The 17080-nt window shown below is 63.8% G+C and carries 16 protein-coding genes; 6 read left to right on the forward strand and 10 right to left on the reverse strand.

Annotated features, from left to right (window positions below; genetic code table 11):
* Nucleotides 1-144 precede the first annotated feature (144 nt).
* Both ABNP31_RS15135 and ABNP31_RS15140 read right to left on the reverse strand, forming a co-directional pair.
* Complete coding sequence (locus ABNP31_RS15135; protein ID WP_085665802.1) at nt 145-1203, reverse strand: IS110 family transposase; 1059 nt, start codon at nt 1201-1203, stop codon at nt 145-147.
* A gap of 142 nt (nt 1204-1345) precedes the next feature.
* Complete coding sequence (locus tag ABNP31_RS15140; protein WP_350012464.1) at nt 1346-3532, reverse strand: OsmC domain/YcaO domain-containing protein; 2187 nt, start codon at nt 3530-3532, stop codon at nt 1346-1348.
* Nucleotides 3533-3921: 389 nt separating this feature from the next.
* Between ABNP31_RS15140 and ABNP31_RS15145 the strand changes: the two genes are divergently transcribed.
* The 4 genes from ABNP31_RS15145 to ABNP31_RS15160 all read left to right on the forward strand — a co-directional run bounded on the left by ABNP31_RS15145 (nt 3922) and on the right by ABNP31_RS15160 (nt 9158).
* Complete coding sequence (locus tag ABNP31_RS15145; RefSeq protein ID WP_085665661.1) at nt 3922-4377, forward strand: (2Fe-2S)-binding protein; 456 nt, start codon at nt 3922-3924, stop codon at nt 4375-4377.
* Entirely contained in the window at nt 4377-6626 is a 2250-nt protein-coding gene (locus ABNP31_RS15150; RefSeq protein ID WP_350012465.1) for a xanthine dehydrogenase family protein molybdopterin-binding subunit, read from the forward strand. The genes ABNP31_RS15145 and ABNP31_RS15150 overlap by 1 nt, the downstream gene beginning before the upstream one ends.
* A gap of 17 nt (nt 6627-6643) precedes the next feature.
* Nucleotides 6644-7987 (forward strand): c-type cytochrome, encoded by a 1344-nt coding sequence (locus tag ABNP31_RS15155; RefSeq protein WP_085665659.1) that lies wholly within the window; start codon nt 6644-6646, stop codon nt 7985-7987.
* A 151-nt stretch (nt 7988-8138) separates the two neighbouring features.
* Nucleotides 8139-9158 (forward strand): XdhC family protein, encoded by a 1020-nt coding sequence (locus ABNP31_RS15160; RefSeq protein ID WP_350012466.1) that lies wholly within the window; start codon nt 8139-8141, stop codon nt 9156-9158.
* Between the two features lie 21 nt (nt 9159-9179).
* Here the strand turns inward: ABNP31_RS15160 and ABNP31_RS15165 are convergent, their stop codons facing one another.
* From ABNP31_RS15165 to ABNP31_RS15180, 4 genes are all read right to left on the reverse strand, one after another.
* Complete coding sequence (locus tag ABNP31_RS15165; RefSeq protein WP_085665657.1) at nt 9180-9968, reverse strand: substrate-binding periplasmic protein; 789 nt, start codon at nt 9966-9968, stop codon at nt 9180-9182.
* A 161-nt stretch (nt 9969-10129) separates the two neighbouring features.
* A complete protein-coding gene (locus ABNP31_RS15170; protein ID WP_025338811.1) occupies nt 10130-10771 on the reverse strand; it encodes a LysE family translocator in 642 nt (213 codons plus the stop codon).
* A 50-nt stretch (nt 10772-10821) separates the two neighbouring features.
* Nucleotides 10822-11022: a DUF1289 domain-containing protein gene (locus ABNP31_RS15175; protein WP_012271937.1), complete on the reverse strand. Its 201-nt coding sequence runs from the start codon at nt 11020-11022 to the stop codon at nt 10822-10824.
* 8 nt (nt 11023-11030) lie between these two features.
* The gene (locus ABNP31_RS15180; RefSeq protein WP_137163704.1) at nt 11031-11348 is read right to left on the reverse strand and encodes a hypothetical protein; all 318 of its coding nucleotides are present in this window, start codon (nt 11346-11348) and stop codon (nt 11031-11033) included.
* A 315-nt stretch (nt 11349-11663) separates the two neighbouring features.
* On the opposite strand from ABNP31_RS15180, the gene ABNP31_RS15185 reads away from it, so the two are divergent.
* On the forward strand, nt 11664-13412 hold the full coding sequence (locus ABNP31_RS15185) for a BCCT family transporter (RefSeq protein ID WP_350012467.1): 1749 nt from the start codon (nt 11664-11666) through the stop codon (nt 13410-13412).
* A 168-nt stretch (nt 13413-13580) separates the two neighbouring features.
* On the opposite strand, the gene ABNP31_RS15190 is transcribed toward ABNP31_RS15185, so the two are convergent.
* Both ABNP31_RS15190 and ABNP31_RS15195 read right to left on the reverse strand, forming a co-directional pair.
* The gene (locus ABNP31_RS15190; RefSeq protein ID WP_350012468.1) at nt 13581-14048 is read right to left on the reverse strand and encodes a M24 family metallopeptidase; all 468 of its coding nucleotides are present in this window, start codon (nt 14046-14048) and stop codon (nt 13581-13583) included.
* A gap of 101 nt (nt 14049-14149) precedes the next feature.
* Nucleotides 14150-14629: a VOC family protein gene (locus ABNP31_RS15195; RefSeq protein WP_350012469.1), complete on the reverse strand. Its 480-nt coding sequence runs from the start codon at nt 14627-14629 to the stop codon at nt 14150-14152.
* Between the two features lie 271 nt (nt 14630-14900).
* Between ABNP31_RS15195 and ABNP31_RS15200 the strand changes: the two genes are divergently transcribed.
* On the forward strand, nt 14901-15551 hold the full coding sequence (locus ABNP31_RS15200) for a TIGR04211 family SH3 domain-containing protein (RefSeq protein WP_350012470.1): 651 nt from the start codon (nt 14901-14903) through the stop codon (nt 15549-15551).
* Nucleotides 15552-15671: 120 nt separating this feature from the next.
* On the opposite strand, the gene ABNP31_RS15205 is transcribed toward ABNP31_RS15200, so the two are convergent.
* Nucleotides 15672-15944, reverse strand: a complete 273-nt coding sequence (locus ABNP31_RS15205) for a hypothetical protein (RefSeq protein ID WP_025338805.1) — start codon at nt 15942-15944, stop codon at nt 15672-15674.
* A 106-nt stretch (nt 15945-16050) separates the two neighbouring features.
* On the reverse strand, nt 16051-16959 hold the full coding sequence (locus ABNP31_RS15210) for a LysR family transcriptional regulator (protein WP_003259239.1): 909 nt from the start codon (nt 16957-16959) through the stop codon (nt 16051-16053).
* Between the last annotated feature and the right edge of the window lie 121 nt (nt 16960-17080).

Genomic DNA, 17080 nt, shown 5'->3' on the forward strand with positions numbered 1-17080 from the left:
GAGCTCGCAGCGTGCCGTTTACATTGAGGCCACTGCATCGGGCCTGTAGGAGCGGAGGCATCAGTCTGCGACGGTCTTACCAGGGGTCAATGTTCACTAGCAGGGGTTGGAGCGCTTAGCGCCCCGGTGGCATTACTCGGTTGGTCAGAGGCTCATGGCAGCCTCCGGGTTGCTGTTCGGTTTGTGTTGATAGACCTGGTCGTTCTGTAACAGGGCCCAGATAATGCGCAGATTTCGATTAGCCAGTCTGATCGCCGCTTCCTTGCGCCCAAGGCGGGATAGCCAGCGCAAGAGGCGGCGATCGTCTGGCTGATCGGAATCAGGCCTTAGCTGACTCAAGACAGCATGTGCGCCCTGGATCATCAGGCTACGTATGTAGCCGTCACCTCGCTTGCTCATCCTGCCCAATCTGACTTTGTTTCCACTGCTGTGCTGATCGGGCACGATACCGAAGAAGGCGGAATACATTCGGCCACTGGCGAAGCGGCTGGGCTCGGTCTGTTTCGCCACGATCGCCGTGGCGATGATAGGGCCTACGCCACGAATGGTGACCAGTCGCTGTGCGACTTTATCCTCCCGGGCTGTCGCTTCGAGCCGTCTACTGAGCCCCGCAATGCGTTCACCCAGAGACAGCCAGTCCGTCAACAGCTCATCGAGCAACTCACGCAATAGGTCGGGCAAAGGTAAAGAGGCATCCTCAAGAGACCGCGGCACATGCTTACCAATCGCAGCGTCGCCCTGTGGCATGGATACGCCATGCTCAAGCAGCAAACCACGTATCTGGTTACCCAGCGCGGTATGCCGCTTGATGTTGCCGCGGCGGATACGGTGCAGTGCTTGAATAGCCAGTGCTGTGGTGCTCTTGATCGATATCGAGGCAATACTGGTATCGCGACCGGCGCGCAAAATGGCATGGGTGTCGTTACGGTCGTTCTTCGCGCCGCTGCGGTGTTCGGCGACTCGTTGCGCAGGCAGGATGCGAACCGCATTACCTTTGGCCTGCAGCAGCCTTGCCCAGGCTTGTGCACCTGGGCCGCACTCCATCAAGACGGTCACTGTCGCTGGCAACCTGAGCAGGAAATCATGAAAGGCCTGACGGGATTTGATGCGATCTTCGTAGATCACCCGACCGGTAGCATCCTCGCCTGCTAACTGAAAGACCTGCTTGGCCAGGTCTACACAGATGGTTGTGCAAAGCTCCACATCAGTGGACGACAGGGAACCTTGCTTGGAACTATGCTTTTTCATGGTCTCGCCCTCGCTGCCGTTGGCTTCTTAGAACGCCACCGTGGCACTGTGATGCCTCGGCGGGGGCGAGTCCATCGATTACAGGAGTAACGCGTGGTCAGGCCAGTTTGGCCCGGGCCGCGTGCAGCTTCTTGTAGCTTTCGATCAGGCGCAGGTGGCGATCGAGGCCTTCGAGCTTCATGCTGGTCGGGGTCAGGCCATGGAAGCGCACGCTGCCGTCCACCGAACCCAGCACCGCGTCCATGCGCGGGTTACCGAACATGCGGCGGAAGTTGGCTTCGTAGTCGTCCATTTCCAGTTCGTCGTCCAGCAGCACTTCCAGCACCACATTCAGCGCCTGGTAGAACAGGCCACGCTCGACGGTGTTGTCGTTGAACTGCAGGAACGCCTCGACCAGTTCCTTGGCGTCCTCGAAGCGCTGTACCGCCAGGCAGATCAGCAGCTTCAACTCGAGAATCGTCAGCTGGCCCCACACCGTGTTCTCGTCGAACTCCACGCCGATCAGCGTGGTGATGGTGGTGTAGTCATCCACATCGCAGTTGTCCAGGCGCTTGAGCAGCAGCTTGAGGGAACGGTTGTCCAGGCTGTGCAGGTTGAGGATGTCGGCGCGGAACGACAAGGCGCGGTTGGTGTTGTCCCAGATCAGGTCCTCGACCGGGTAGATCTCCGAGTAACCCGGCACCAGGATGCGGCAGGCGGTGGCGCCAAGGTTGTCGTACACCGCCATGTACACTTCCTTGCCCAGGTCCTCGAGGATGCCGAACAGGGTCGCGGCTTCCTGCACGTTGGAGTCCTCGCCGTGGCCGGAGAAGTCCCACTCGACGAACTCGAAGTCGGCCTTGGCACTGAAGAAGCGCCACGACACCACGCCACTGGAGTCGATGAAGTGCTCGACGAAGTTGTTCGGCTCGGTCAGCGCATGGCTTTCGAAGGTCGGTTGCGGCAGGTCGTTCAAGCCTTCGAAGCTGCGGCCCTGCAGCAGTTCGGTGAGGCTGCGCTCCAGCGCCACTTCCAGGCTCGGGTGGGCGCCGAACGAAGCGAACACGCCGCCGGTGCGCGGGTTCATCAAGGTCACGCACATCACCGGGAACTCGCCACCCAGCGACGCATCCTTGACCAGCACCGGGAAGCCCTGCTCTTCCAGGCCCTGGATACCGGCGACGATGGCCGGGTACTTGGCCAGCACTTCCCGCGGCACATCCGGCAGGCACAGCTCGCCTTCGAGGATTTCACGCTTCACGGCACGCTCGAAGATTTCCGACAGGCACTGCACCTGCGCCTCGGCCAGGGTGTTGCCGGCGCTCATGCCGTTGCTGAGGAACAGGTTCTCGATCAGGTTGGACGGGAAGTACACCACCTGCTGGTCGGACTGGCGCACGAACGGCAACGAGCAGATGCCGCGCGCGGTGTTGCCCGAGTTGGTGTCGTACAGGTGCGAGCCACGCAGCTCGCCGTCCGGGTTGTAGATTGCCAGGCAGTGCTCATCGAGGATCTCGGCCGGCAGCGCATCACGCGGGCCGGGTTTGAACCACTGCTCGTTCGGGTAGTGCACGAACGGCGCGTTGGCCAGCTCCTCGCCCCAGAACTGGTCGTTATAGAAGAAGTTGCAGTTCAGCCGCTCGATGAACTCGCCCAGCGCCGAGGCCAGCGCGGCCTCCTTGGTCGCGCCCTTGCCGTTGGTGAAGCACATCGGCGACTGGGCGTCGCGCACATGCAGCGACCACACGTTGGGCACGATGTTGCGCCACGAGGCGATCTCGATCTTCATCCCCAGCCCGGCGAGGATGCCCGACATGTTGGCGATGGTCTGCTCCAGCGGCAGGTCCTTGCCGGGGATGTAGGTGCTGGTGTCCGCCACCGGCATCAGCAGGCCCTGGGCATCGGCATCGAGGTTGTCGACCACTTCGATCACGAACTCGGGGCCGGTCTGCACCACCTTCTTCACCGTGCAGCGGTCGATGGAGCGCAGGATGCCTTGGCGGTCCTTCTCGGAAATGTCCTCGGGCAGCTCGACCTGGATCTTGAAGACCTGGTTGTAGCGGTTTTCCGGGTCGACGATGTTGTTCTGCGACAGGCGAATGTTTTCGGTAGGGATGTCGCGGGTCTGGCAGTACAGCTTGACGAAGTAAGCCGCGCACAAGGCCGAAGACGCCAGGAAATAGTCGAACGGCCCCGGGGCCGAGCCATCACCCTTGTAGCGGATCGGTTGGTCGGCGATCACCGTGAAGTCGTCGAACTTGGCTTCGAGACGGAGATTGTCGAGAAAATTAACCTTGATTTCCATGCGGGATTACCGTGATTTAAGCGTGCAAAACGAAATTGGCCGGCATTATCCGGGTTTTCGCTGCGGAAGTCCCCCTCACCTCCAAATGCGCTTTCTTGTAGGAGCGGCCTTGTGTCGCGATGGGCCGCAAAGCGGCCCCTTACAATACTGCATGCTGCCAAGATCCCGGGGCCGCTGCGCGCCCCATCGCGACACAAGGCCGCTCCTACAGGCGATAGCGCACATCGCCGCTTGCGCATTTCACCGAATTGCTTGCCTGATCCTCTGAACCTGCCCCCGCCAGCAGACCAGCGGTCACCCCGCTGTGCTAGCGTTTCTGCACTGGGGAGCACCGTATTCCCCAATCAGAAGAAACCAAGCGACAGCAACCGTTGACGGGCAGGTGAACCATGGAACTACGCATCAACCAGAAGACCTACCAGGTCGAGGCAGACGCCGACACGCCCCTGCTGTGGGTGATCCGCGATGACCTGGGGCTGACCGGCACCAAGTATGGCTGCGGCCTGGCCCAGTGCGGCGCCTGTTCGGTGCTGGTGGACGGCAACGTAGTGCGCGCCTGCGTCACCCCGGTGGCCGGAGTGGTCGGGCGCGAGGTGACCACCATCGAGGCGATCGAGGCCGATGCCGTGGGCAAACGGGTGGTCGCGGCCTGGGTCGAGCACCAGGTGGCCCAGTGCGGCTACTGCCAGTCCGGCCAGGTAATGGCGGCCACGGCGCTGCTCAAGCACACGCCCAAGCCCAGTGACGCGCAGATCGAGGCAGCCATGGTCAACCTGTGCCGCTGCGGCACCTACAACGCCATCCATGCCGCCGTGCATGGGCTGGCCCAAGGGGAGAAGGCCTGATGAACACACCAGTCGATACCCCCGCCGAACTGCTCAGGCTGCAACTGGGCGAAACGGTCAACCTGTCGCGTCGGCGCTTTCTTGCCGGCACGGCTGTCGGTGCCCTGGTGCTGGGTTTCGGCCTGCCCATGGGGTCGGCCCGCGTGCAGGCAGCCGCCGCAGCGACCCCGGAGCGCGGCACCCAGGTGCCGGCGTTTCTGGAGATCCGCCCGGACGGCAAAGTGCGCCTGCTCAGCCCGTTCATGGAAGGTGGCCAAGGCCCCTTCACTGCCATGGCGCAGATCGTTGGTGAAGAGCTGGACGTCGACCCGGCCAATTTCGTGGTCGACAGCGCGCCGCCCGGCGAAGCTTATGTAGTGATGGAAAATGGCATGCGCATCACCGGCGGCAGCATGTCGGTGCGCATGAGCTACCCGACCATGCGCCGCCTGGGCGCCCTCGCCCGGGCCATGCTGCTGCAGGCGGGCGCCGAGCAGCTGGGCGTGCCGGTCGAAGAACTCTCCACCACGCCGGGCCACGTGGTACATACCACGACTGGCCGCTCCATCCCCTACGGTGAACTGGCCGGGCGGGCCATGGACCTGCCGGTGCCGGACCCGGCCAGCGTCAAGCTGCGCGACCCCAGCCAGTTTCGCTGGATCGGCAAGCCGGTACGTCGCCTGGATGCCTACGACAAGTCCACCGGCAAGGCTGTGTACAGCATCGATATCAAGGTTGACGGCATGCTCCACGCTGCCGTGCAGCACGCGCCGCGCCTGGGCATGACCGTCGGCAGCCTGCGCAACGAAGACCAGGTAAAGGCCATGAAGGGCGTGCATTCGGTGCATCAGCTGCCGGGTGCCGTGGCGGTGGTTGCCGAACGCTGGTGGCACGCCAAGCGCGCGGTCGAAGCCATTCAGGTGGACTGGAAGGAGCCCGCGGCCGATAGCCCGGTACGGCCAATGCCGGCCGACTTCTCCAGCGATGGCTGGCGCGAGCACCTGGCCACGGTCACGGGCCCGGCGCGCGACGACGAAAACCAGGGCGATGTGGCCGGCATGCTGGCCAGTGCCAAGACCCGGGTCGAGGCAACCTACCACAACCAGTACCTCAACCACGCCCAGCTGGAACCACCATCGGCACTGGCGCGCTTCAACCCGGACGGCACCCTGGAGGTGTGGCTGCCCAACCAGGCACCGGACATGTTCCGTGATGACATTGCCAAGCGCACCGGCCTGGCCCCGGCGCAGATCACCCTGCATTCGCCGTTGCTGGGTGGTTTCTTTGGCCGCCACTTCCTGTACGACTCGGCCAACCCCTACCCACAGGCCATTGCCCTGGCCAAGGCGGTCGGCCGGCCGGTGAAACTTATCTGGAGCCGCGAAGAGGAATTCCTCCGCGATGTGCTGCGCCCGGTCGCCGTGGTGAAGTTCCGCGCCGGGCTGGATGCCGACGGCCTGCCGGTGGCCCTCGAAGCCGTGAGCGCCACCGAAGGCCCGACCGAAGCCATCGCTGGCAAGCAAGGCGAAAAACTCGACCCGACCGCGCTCGAAGGGCTGTCGGGCAAGTCCTACGCCATCGCCAACAAGCGCATCGCGCAGATCTACGTGAAAGGCCCGGCGATGCTCGGCTACTGGCGCTCGGTGGGCAACTCGCTGAACGACTTCTTCTATGAATCGTTCCTCGACGAACTGGCCGACAAAGGCGGCAAGGACCCGTTCGAACTGCGCCTGCACCTGCTGCGGGACAACCAGCGCCTGACCAACCTGTTGCAGGCCGTCGCCGAACTGTCCGGCGGCTGGAAACGTGGGCCGTTCACCGCCGAGGATGGCAGCAAACGAGCGCGTGGCGTGGCCATGGCCTCGCCGTTCGGCTCGGAGGCAGCGGTCATTGCCGAGGTGTCGATCGAGAATGGCCAGGTCAAGGTGCACGACATCTGGCAGGCCATCGACCCGGGCAGCATCGTCAACCCGGCGATCATCGAGCACCAGGTCAACGGCGCCGTCGCCCTGGGCCTGTCGCAGACACTGCTGGAAGAAGCGGTGTACGTGGATGGCAAGCCGCGCGCGCGCAACTACGACCTGTACCCGATCCTGCCGCCGTCGCGCATGGCCAGGGTACATGTGCGCATTGTCGAAAGCGGGGCGAAGATGGGCGGCATCGGCGAGCCACCGTTGCCCGCAGTGGCACCGGCGGTGGCCAACGCAGTCGCACTGCTGACCGGCCAGCGCGTGCGCAGCCTGCCATTGAGCCGCCATACCTTCAGCTGAGCAGACAAGGACGCCCCATGACCCACCGTTTCGCAAGAACCGCTGGCTGGCTGGCGCTGCCGTGCCTGGTCGCGGCAGGCCTGCTGGCCTGGTACGTCACCCGCGAGCCCGCCTCGCCATTTGCCGATGCGCAGGCCACCACTGCCGACCCGGCGCTGGTCAGCCGTGGCGAGTACGTGGCCCGCCTCAGCGACTGCGTGGCCTGCCACAGCCTGCCGGACGGCAAACCGTTCGCCGGCGGGCTGGAAATGGCCACCCCGCTGGGGGCGATCCACGCCACCAACATCACCCCCGACCGCGACACCGGCATCGGTGGCTACAGCCTGGCCGACTTCGACCGTGCCGTGCGCCAGGGCGTCGCGCCCGGTGGCCGGCGGCTGTACCCGGCCATGCCCTACCCGTCCTACGCCAAGCTCAGCGATGACGATGTAAAGGCGCTGTACGCCTTCTTCATGCACGGCGTGCAACCCGTGCAACAGGCCAACCTTGCCAGCGACATTCCCTGGCCGCTGAACTGGCGTTGGCCCATTGCCATGTGGAACGGCCTGTTCGCCGCCACCACGCCATATGCCGACCAAGCCGGGCAGGATGCCCAGTGGAACCGCGGCGCCTACATCGTCCAGGGCCCTGGCCACTGTGGCAGCTGCCATACGCCGCGCGGCCTGGCCTTCAACGAAAAGGCCCTGGATGACAGCGGCAAGCCGTTCCTCGCTGGTGCCCTGCTCGATGGCTGGTATGCACCGAGCCTGCGTGCCGACCCCAACACCGGTCTGGGGCGCTGGAGCGAGGCCGAGATCGCGCAGTTCCTCAAGACCGGACGCAACCGGCATGCGGTGGTATTCGGCTCGATGACCGAGGCATTCAACAACTCCACGCAGTTCATGAGTGACGACGACCTGGCCGCCATCGCCCACTACCTGAAGTCGCTGCCCGGCGACCCGCAACGCGACGGTGAGCCGTGGCAGTACCAGGCCGAAACGACGGCGGCGCGGCTCGACAGCCCTGGGGCGCATACCTATGTAACCCGCTGTGCGTCGTGCCATGGCCTGGACGGCAAGGGCCAGGCCGAGTGGATGCCACCTTTGGCCGGCGCTACCTCGGCACTGGCCAAGGAAGACGCCTCGGCGATCAATATCACCCTCAATGGTTCGCAGCGGGTGGTGACGGCCGGGTTGCCCGATGCCTATCGCATGCCGGCCTTCCGTGAGCAGTTGAGTGACCAGGAAATTGCTGATGTGCTGGGTTTCGTGCGCAGTGCCTGGGGGAACAATGGTGGCGCGGTGAATGCGCAGGCGGTGGGCAAGTTGCGTGGGCATACCGACCCGGCCAGCAGTAGCCCGATCATTTTGCATATGCGATGAATTTGGTGGCTGTACCGGCCTCTTCGCGGGTGAACCCGCTCCCACAGGATTTGCACCACCCCTAAGACCTGTGCAGTACCTGTGGGAGCGGGTTCACCCGCGAAGAGGCCGGTACAGCCACCCTTGAACACCAGGCTTTACCGGAGTACCCATGGAAAGCATCGACCTGCTGGTCCTGCGCACCACCCGAGACTGGCTCGCCGCCGGCCACCGCACCCTGCTCGCCACGGTCGCCCGCACTTGGGGCTCCTCCCCCCGCCCGGTGGGCTCGATGATGGCCCTGCGCAGCGACGGCCGTGTGGTTGGCAGTGTCTCTGGCGGCTGCATCGAGGACGACCTCATTCACCGCTACACCAGTGCCTACGGCGGCCCCGGCATGCCCGGCGGCCTGCCCCAGGTGGTGCGCTATGGCGTCAGCGCCGACGAGGCCCACCGCTTCGGCCTGCCCTGTGGCGGCACCCTCGAACTGGTGCTGGAATTCGCCCCGTCGCTGCCACACCTCGAACAACTGCTCGCCGGCCTCGACGGCGGCAATCTGGTACGCCGTGGGCTTGACCTGCGCAGCGGTGAAGCCAGCCTCACCGCCACCACCACGCCCGAACTGTTCAGCTTCGATGGCCAGCACATGCTCAGTACCCTCGGCCCCGGCTACCGCCTGCTGCTGATCGGTGCCGGCGCGCTGGCCGAATACCTGGCGACCATGGCCCTGTTCAGTGGCTTCAGCGTTTCACTGTGCGACCCGCGCCCCGAGTACACGGCAGGTTGGAACGTTGCCGGCGTCAACCACCTGGCCGGCATGCCGGACGACGTGGTCCGCGCCTTCGCCCCAGACCTGCGCAGCGCCATCGTCGCCGTCAGCCACGACCCCAAGCTGGACGACCTGGCCCTGCTCGAAGCCCTGCACAGCCCGGCGTTTTATATCGGTGCCATCGGCTCACGGCGCAACAGCCAGCTGCGCCGCGAGCGGCTGATCGAACACTTTGGCGAAAGCGAAACGTCGTTGCAGCGCCTGCACGGCCCTATCGGCATTTATATCGGTAGCAAGACCCCGGCCGAGATTGCCGTCAGCGTCATGGCCGAGATCCTCGCGGCGAAGAACGATGTCACCCTGCCCGGCGCAGTCAGCGTGACCCGGGCCAAGGAAGCCGAGCAACTGGCCCGGTCCCTGTAGGAGCGCATACCAGGCTGCTATTTATTGCCAACGCTCCAGGTTTTGCTGCAGCAGTTGCTCCGGCAACGCCCCGGCAACGATCTTTTCCATCTCCCTCGCCAGCGCCTCACGCAGCTTCGGCTGGTTGCAGGGCGAGTCATGCGACAGCGCCAGGTACAGCCCTTCGCTGGATATCGGTGGCTCCAGCACCTGCAAAGTGTCGGCAATCCCCAATGTGCGCGCCAGCGCCAAGCCGGGATACTGCTCGTACACCACATAATCGCTGCGCTTGTGCATCAACTTCTCGAATGCCTGCCTGGCACCGGGTACCGCTTCGAGGGTGAGGTTGGTCCTGGCGTAGTCGTCGAACTGCTGGCCGTGGCTGTTGTTGACCAGCGTGCCACCTTTGCGCCCCTTCAGGTCGGCCCATTGCCGGTAGGCAAAGGTATTGTCCTGGCGCACCCAGACAACACTTGGGGTATGCAGGAATGCCGGGGCAATGAAGTCCATCTGTTGCCGGCGGGCCTCGGTCAGGAAATACCCGGCCATCAAATCGATCCGGCCCGTGCGCACTTCTTCCTGGGCGCGCGACCACGGCCCGCCGTAGACCACCTCGATTTCCAGCCCCAGCTGCTTGCCCAGGTACTTGAGCAGGTCGGCATTGGCACCGATCAGTTGCTGGGGGTTCTGCGGGTCGCGCCACAGGTAGGGGGGGTATTCCGGGTTGCCGGTGGCAGTCAGCCGCCGGCATTCCTCATGCGCTACCGCCGCCAGCGGCAGCAGCAGGCACGGCAGCAGCAACAAGGCGTGGCGAAAGCAGCGCTCGATCATCGACAACCCTCGGCACATGTGACATCCGCAGACCCGGAGCGGTGGCCAAAGGCTGCCACATCCTGTGGTCGACTGCAGCACCCATCTGTGCGTGCTGTAGACAGTCTGGACCATGTATGGCCATCAGGTTGGCCTTTTATCGGCCGAGCGGCCCTCGTACTTCAGGCCCCCTGCCGACGCATCGCCAGGATCGCCGCGCCAAAACCGATGAAGGTGGTGCCCACCACCCGGCTCACCCAGCGCGACAGCGACGGCCGGGTCAGCACGCCCTTGGCCCGCGCTGCCAGCGCGGCATACAGGCTCAGCGAAACCAGCGACAACGCCACGAATATCCCGGTCAGGATCAGGAATTGCGGCAGCAGCGCCGCCCCCTGGTCGATGAACTGCGGGAACAGTGCGGTGAAGAACATGGTCGCCTTGGGGTTGGTCACTGCCGTGAGGAAGGCCGACTTGTAGAGTTTCAGCGGCGTGGGCCGGACCTTGGCCACACCCTCTGCGGCGCCCTGAGCCAGCATCGGGCTCTTTTTCAGCAATTGCCGCGCCCCCAGGTAGAACAGGTAGCCCGCCCCCAGGATCTTCACGGCGTTGAACAGCATTTCGGAACTGGCCAGCAGCGCGCCCAAGCCCAGCATGGCTGCAGCAGAAAGGCAGAACAGGCCCGAACCATTGCCCAGCGACGACCAGATCGCGCTGCGCTGGCCATGGGCCAGGCTGTTGTTGATGGCCATCAGGGTGGCAGGGCCGGGGCTGGCGATCGCGATGGCAGCGACCAGGGTAAAGGCAAACAGCGAGTGAGAATCCATTTTCAGGCTCGTCAGACAATCAGGAAAGGCCGCGCACAGGGTGCGCAGGTTCAGTCGGCATTCTGCCGCTTGGCCGCCTTCTTGGCGATAGCCTTCATCCGCGTTGCCGCCCGCTGCACGGTGGCCATCTTCTCGGGGCGCTTCATGCCCCGCCATTTGCGGATTTCGTCACGGGTGCGACCACAGCTCACGCACAGCTCGCTATTGAGCTGGCACAGCGAGACGCAAGGGTTGTCGATGTCTTTGGCCATGCCGCCACTCAGCCAGGCATTTCTGCCCGCGCACGCTCGGCGGCGCCGTGGAACACCTGGCGCACTTCCTCGGCCTTGATCTTGCTGACCGACCTGGCAGCCAGCAGCTCGTCGACCACGCGCAAGCCCTGTTCCAGGGCGGTGGCCAGTTGCTCGGGGTCGGAGGCGTCAGCGATATCACCCAGATAAGGAGCGATGAGATACACGTAACGGTCCTGCAGCTTGAGCGCTTCCAGCGCGTCGAGGGCTTTCTGGAACCGATCGGCAGCGGCAGGGCTCATGCTCAATTTATCGAAATGAATCAGGCTCACACGGTCAGTGGCCATTTGGACGAATCTCCGTTTCCTGGTACGGCCAGGCCCACAAGCAGCAGCGCTTCTACGGTGCTCGGATGTGCAGGCCCGGGGAATGCCCATCAGGGTACCAGAACGCGAAGCAGAAAGGGCCATCGCCCCCAGAACTAAAAGTATTTGGCAGGTCGCGTAATGGACGCCCCGGGGCGTTATCGGGACAGGAGCCGCCGTTTCGTGCACAGGATAATCCCGCCAGCAATCTCCCGGCCGAGGCAGTCATCGAACTCGGTAGCCCACACAACAACAAGCCTGCACCTGCAGGTAAGCCAGAAAGGGGCCTCATCATTCATGGCAAAGGAACACATCACCGAAACGCTCGACCTTGGCGTGACGGACCCCTCGAAAACCGCAGAAGCGCGCCAGGACCGGCGTTTCGAGGGCAAGATCGACTGGATCGTCTTTGGTTTCACCAGCCTCCTGGCAATCGCTTTCGTCCTCTGGGGCTTCCTCAACCAGGCCAGCCTCGCCAGCAGCGCCTCCAGCGCGCAATCCTGGGTCATTCTCAACTTCGGCTGGTTCTTCGTGCTCACCTCCACGCTGTTCGTGGTGTTCGTGCTGTGGCTGGCGGCCAGCCGTTACGGCCGGGTCCCGCTGGGCCGTGATGGCGAACAGCCAGAATTCCGTACGGTGTCGTGGGTGGCGATGATGTTCAGCGCCGGCATGGGCATCGGCCTGATGTTCTTCGGCGTTGCCGAACCGCTGTCGCACTATGTGTCGCCACCGCCTGGGACGGCCGCCGGGCAATCCAGCGAAGCGATGCAGGTGGCCATGGCCACCACGCTGTTCCACTGGACCCTGCACCCCTGGGCCATGTATGCCATCGTCGGCCTGGTGATTGCCTATGGCACCTTCCGTCGCGGCCGCTCGCAGCTGATTTCCGCCGCCTTCCGGCCGTTGATCGGCAAGCATGCCAACGGCCCGCTCGGCCGCCTGATCGACATGATGGCGATCTTCGCCACGCTGTTCGGCTCGGCGGCCTCGCTGGGCCTGGGCGCGCTGCAGATCGCCGGTGGCCTGGAATACAACGGCTGGATCGAAAGCCCCGGCAAGCTGTTCTACATCTCGATCATCACCCTGCTGACCATCGCCTTCGTCACCTCGGCGGTGTCGGGCATCGGCAAGGGCATCCAGTGGCTGTCCAACACCAACATGGTGCTGGCGCTGGTGCTGGCGCTGTTCGTGTTCATGGTCGGCCCGACCCTGCTGATGCTCAACCTGCTGCCAACCTCGATCGGCATCTACGTCAAGATGCTGCCGGAAATGATGGCCCGCACCAACGCCAGCGGCGGTGAGCAGATGAACAGCTGGCTGGCCGGCTGGACCGTGTTCTACTGGGCCTGGTGGATTTCCTGGACGCCGTTCGTGGGCATGTTCATCGCCCGCATCAGCCGCGGCCGCACCATCCGCCAGTTCGTTACCGGGGTGCTGCTGGTACCGAGCCTGGTCAGCCTGGTGTGGTTCACCATCTTCGGCGGCGCGAGTATCGACGCCCTGCGCGAAGGCGCCTTCCAGCTGGCCAATGGTGCGGTCAACAGTAACCACGCGCTGTACCAGTTGCTGGACAGCTACCCGCTGGCCTCGGCGACATCGGTGCTGGTGATGGTTCTGGTGGGTATCTTCTTCGTCTCCGGTGCCGATGCGGCCTCGCTGGTGATGGGCACGCTGTCGGAGCACGGCACCACCACGCCATCGCGACGTACGGTGATCTTCTGGGGCGCACTGACCGGTACGGTGGCGGCGATCATGCTGGCAATCGGCGACCCGCGCGACCCCGGCGAGGCGCTGACCGGCCTGCAGAACCTGACCATCGTCGTGGCCCTGCCGTTCGTGGTGGTGATGGTGCTGCTGTGCCTGGCGCTGTACCGCGACCTGCGCAAGGACCCGATGATGCTGCGCCACCTGCGCGGCAACGAACTGATCGAGAAGGCCGTGCTGTATGGCGCGGTGAAGCATGGCGAAGAGTTCTACATCGTGGTGCAGGAGAAGAAGACTTCGGCCAAGCCGGCGTCGGCAGAGGCCGAAGTGACCGGCAACTGATCGGGCAAGCTCGCTCCCACAGGGACCGCGTGAGCCGGAGCCTGCGCCGTACCTTGTGGGAGCGGGTTTACCCGCGAAGCAGGCGGCGCGGTGGATGGCACCGGCTTTGCCGGTGTTCGCGGCTAAAGCCGCTCCTACACAGGTACGGCGCAGGTTTCAGGTGCCCAATCAATCGCGCAGGAAGCTTTCCTCGAACGGGTAATGGGTCAAGAGCTCATACCCATCCTCGGTCACCAGCAACTGGTTCTCCAAGTTGATCCCGTCACGGCCGCCCACTTCGCCCACATAGGCCTCCACGCACAAGGCCATGCCCGGCTGCAGTTCGCCTTCGTAGCCATAGGACTCGAGGTCTTCCGGGTAACGAATGCTCGGGTACTCATCGCATAGCCCCACCCCATGGAACATCACGCCGTAACGCTGCGCGCGGCAGCTCTCGGGCAAGCGGTGGCCGTTGCGGGTGAGTTCGGTGAAGCGCACGCCAGGCTTGACCATTTCGGCGTTGACGTGGATGTGTTCATGGGCAATGCGGTACAGGCGCTTCTGCTCAGCCGTGGGCTCCAGGCCACCGCAGATCCAGCTGCGCGACATGTCCACGCAGAAGCCATATACACCAATCAGGTCGGTGTCGAACGACAACAGTCATCATGGCGTGCGGATTTCCTGGTTCTACAAAAACTCATGGTCAAAAGCACGCTCACCCCGATCAGCCCTCAATCAAGATGCCTTCACTGTCGTAATCAGCCCTTCAACGCCGCCTCTATCCTGGCCACATCGATCTTGCCCATCTGCATCATGGCCTCGAACGCCCGCTTGGCCGCTGCCCGGTCGGGGTGCCCGATGGCTTCGATGAGGATGCGCGGGGTGATCTGCCACGAAATCCCCCATTTGTCCTTGCACCAGCCGCAGACGCTGGCCTGGCCGCCATTGTTGACAATGGCATCCCACAAGCGGTCGGTCTCGGCCTGGTCCTCGGTGCTGACCTGAAATGAAAAAGCCTCGCAGTGCGTGAAGGCCTTGCCTCCATTGAGCCCCAAGCAGGGAATGCCCATGACGGTGAATTCGACCGTGATCACGTCGCCCTCCTTCCCCGACGGGTAATCACTCGGTGCCTTGTGCAGCGCGATTACCTTGCTGTCGGGGAAGACGCTGGCATAGAAGTTGGCTGCCTCCTCGGCATCATTGTCGTACCAGAGGCAGATGGTGTTCCTGGCAGTCATGGTCTTGCTCCATGAATGAATGTGAACTCCAGAGTCTAGCCCCGGCAAGCAGGGTGAATTCACAGGATCGACAAGGGGTACTCCACGACATTTTCCTCATTGGCAATGCAGCAAAGCCAAGCCGGGCCCTGCAACATCCTGCAGACATTTCCGACGTCAGGTAGTGAACCCGCCTACAAAAAAACGGTCTTTCGCTGACGGTCAACTCACCGACCGGTTCATCGGCCCAGTCACCGGGCCTACTTTTGTCCTGTTTCAGCGAAGACCCAACATGCCCGATTCCCGCCCAACTGCTTCCGCCCTCACTGCCCTGCGCGGCGGCCTGATCGCCACCCTGGTGGCCCTTGCCGCACCGGTGCACGCCGAAGAGCCTGCCAGCGACGCACGCTGGGTCAGCGATAGCCTGAGCACCTACGTGCGCAGCGGCCCCACCGATGGCCACCGCATCGTCGGTACGCTCAAGTCCGGGCAGAAGCTGACCCTGATCGGCAGCCAGGGCAACTACAGCCAGGTGCGCGGGCAGAACGGCGATCTGGTGTGGATTCTCAGCAACGACCTGCAGTCAGTGCCAGGCCAGAGCGAGCGCCTGCCGCAGCTCGATGCCCAGGTCGCGGACCTGACCGGGCAGTTGAAAAACATCGACGACAGCTGGAAGAGCCGCGTGCAGGGCATGCAGGAAACCCTGGATTCACGCAAGAAGCTGATCGACGAACTGGAGGCGCGCAACAAGGCGCTGAATGAACAGCTCGACCAGAGCCAGTCGCAGCTGCGCGATACCCAGGCCCGCCTGGGGGACGAGAACAAGCAGGTGATGATGCGCTACATGGTGTATGGCGGCAGCATTGCCGGCGCGGGCTTGCTGCCGGGGCTGATCCTGCCGGCGCTGACCCGTGGGCGCAGGAAGAACGATCGCTGGTTCTGACTGGGCTTTCCTGCACTGGCCTCTTCGCGGGTAAACCCGCTCCCACAGGTACCGCGCTGGCCTTGAGCCTGTTGGAGATGCTGTGGGAGCGGGTTTACCCGCGAAAGGGCCAGGAAGCGCTTATCTGCTACGTGCCTTGTTGTAGATAGTCTTGGCCTGGTCGGCCGAGGCCTGACACTGCTTCATATCACCCTTGCTCTGAGCATCCTTGGCATTTTGCAGGTGGACTTTGAAGTCATGGGCCATGCCGCCATGCATTGCCTGGCCACTGGCCTTGTCGAAATCCTCAAGTTCCTTGATCTTGGCCGCACAGTTGCTCGCTGGGTCTGCGTGTGCGGCAAAACTGAGGACCGAGGCAATCACCAGCAAGGGTATGCATTTCGTGGATTTCATGGAGCGTTCTCCTGGAAAACCTGAAGGGTCGTCGAGATGACATTGGCTCGACGCAGCAAACAGCATAGTCGGCCATACGCCACGGCGCCTCGGCTCGACCCGGGGGCTATGCCCCCTCGGCAAACAGGAAATCGATGAACACCCGTACCCGCAGCGGCATGTGCCGGGCCTGGGGGTAGATCAGCATGAACGGCCGCGAAGTGCCGCCAAACTCGGCGAGCACTTCCACCAGTTCGCCACTGGCCAGTGCGTCCTGCACGGTAAAGCGGTAAGCCTGCATCAGCCCGCCGCCGTGGCGCACCAGCGTGGCGGTGGCGAGGAAGTCGCCCAGGCAGGTGAACCCACCCTGGGTTTCGATCTCCACCTGCTGGCCATCCTGAAGGAAGCTCCACGGCGGGCGGCGGCCACTGCTGGGCAGTTCGAACTGGATGCACTCATGTTGCAGCAAGTCGTGCGGTGTTCGTGGCGTGCCGGCACGGGCCAGGTAGCCCGGCGTGGCCACCACCACCAGTTCGGCATCTTCCAGGCGACGCGCCACCAGCCGCGAATCGGCCGGCTCGCGACCACGAATGGCCAGGTCGAACGGCTCCTCGGCAAAGTCGACGTTGCGGTTGCTGACATGCACATCCACCTGCACCTTTGGGTAGCGCTGGCGAAACCGCGGCAGCAGCGGCAACAGCCGGTGATGGGCATAGGGCGTGGGTGCACTGATACGCAGGCGGCCGCTCGGCTCGACCTGCCCGCCCGTGACCTGGCGCTCGGCCTCGACCAGTTGCCCCAGTGCCTGCCGGCATTGCTGGTAATAGGCCTGGCCGGCTGCGGACAGGCGCATCTGCCGGGTGGTGCGGACGAACAGGCGCACGCCCAGGCGCTCTTCCAGGCGCGCCACGCTGCGGCTGACCGCCGCCGGCGTAACGCCGGCCTCCGTGGCCGCGGCAGTGAAGCTGCCGCTGTCGGCGGCCAGGCAGAACAGTTCCAGGCTGCCCAGTTGCAGGTCATCGAAATGGCGGGTCATGACGGCTCGATTGATTACATGGTGTATCGATTGAAATGCCCCGTGCCTCATTTTTCAAGTGCTGATTGCAACCTACAGTGGCTTCACACCGAGCCCATGGCTCACTTCACTGGAGATCATG

This window comes from Pseudomonas asiatica (genome assembly GCF_040214835.1).
In the GTDB taxonomy this organism is placed as follows: domain Bacteria; phylum Pseudomonadota; class Gammaproteobacteria; order Pseudomonadales; family Pseudomonadaceae; genus Aquipseudomonas; species Aquipseudomonas putida_Z.

Bases quoted from the DNA above. Each gene is read 5' to 3' on its own strand.
- ABNP31_RS15155 (WP_085665659.1), top strand. From the start codon at position 6,644: ATGACCCACCGTTTCGCAAGAACCGCTGGCTGGCTGGCGCTGCCGTGC.
- ABNP31_RS15205 (WP_025338805.1), bottom strand. From the start codon at position 15,944: ATGAAATCCACGAAATGCATACCCTTGCTGGTGATTGCCTCGGTCCTC.
- ABNP31_RS15195 (WP_350012469.1), bottom strand. From the start codon at position 14,629: ATGACTGCCAGGAACACCATCTGCCTCTGGTACGACAATGATGCCGAG.
- ABNP31_RS15170 (WP_025338811.1), bottom strand. From the start codon at position 10,771: ATGGATTCTCACTCGCTGTTTGCCTTTACCCTGGTCGCTGCCATCGCG.
- ABNP31_RS15160 (WP_350012466.1), top strand. From the start codon at position 8,139: ATGGAAAGCATCGACCTGCTGGTCCTGCGCACCACCCGAGACTGGCTC.
- ABNP31_RS15140 (WP_350012464.1), bottom strand. From the start codon at position 3,532: ATGGAAATCAAGGTTAATTTTCTCGACAATCTCCGTCTCGAAGCCAAG.
- ABNP31_RS15165 (WP_085665657.1), bottom strand. From the start codon at position 9,968: ATGATCGAGCGCTGCTTTCGCCACGCCTTGTTGCTGCTGCCGTGCCTG.
- ABNP31_RS15185 (WP_350012467.1), top strand. From the start codon at position 11,664: ATGGCAAAGGAACACATCACCGAAACGCTCGACCTTGGCGTGACGGAC.
- ABNP31_RS15175 (WP_012271937.1), bottom strand. From the start codon at position 11,022: ATGGCCAAAGACATCGACAACCCTTGCGTCTCGCTGTGCCAGCTCAAT.
- ABNP31_RS15145 (WP_085665661.1), top strand. From the start codon at position 3,922: ATGGAACTACGCATCAACCAGAAGACCTACCAGGTCGAGGCAGACGCC.
- ABNP31_RS15180 (WP_137163704.1), bottom strand. From the start codon at position 11,348: ATGGCCACTGACCGTGTGAGCCTGATTCATTTCGATAAATTGAGCATG.
- ABNP31_RS15150 (WP_350012465.1), top strand. From the start codon at position 4,377: ATGAACACACCAGTCGATACCCCCGCCGAACTGCTCAGGCTGCAACTG.
- ABNP31_RS15210 (WP_003259239.1), bottom strand. From the start codon at position 16,959: ATGACCCGCCATTTCGATGACCTGCAACTGGGCAGCCTGGAACTGTTC.
- ABNP31_RS15200 (WP_350012470.1), top strand. From the start codon at position 14,901: ATGCCCGATTCCCGCCCAACTGCTTCCGCCCTCACTGCCCTGCGCGGC.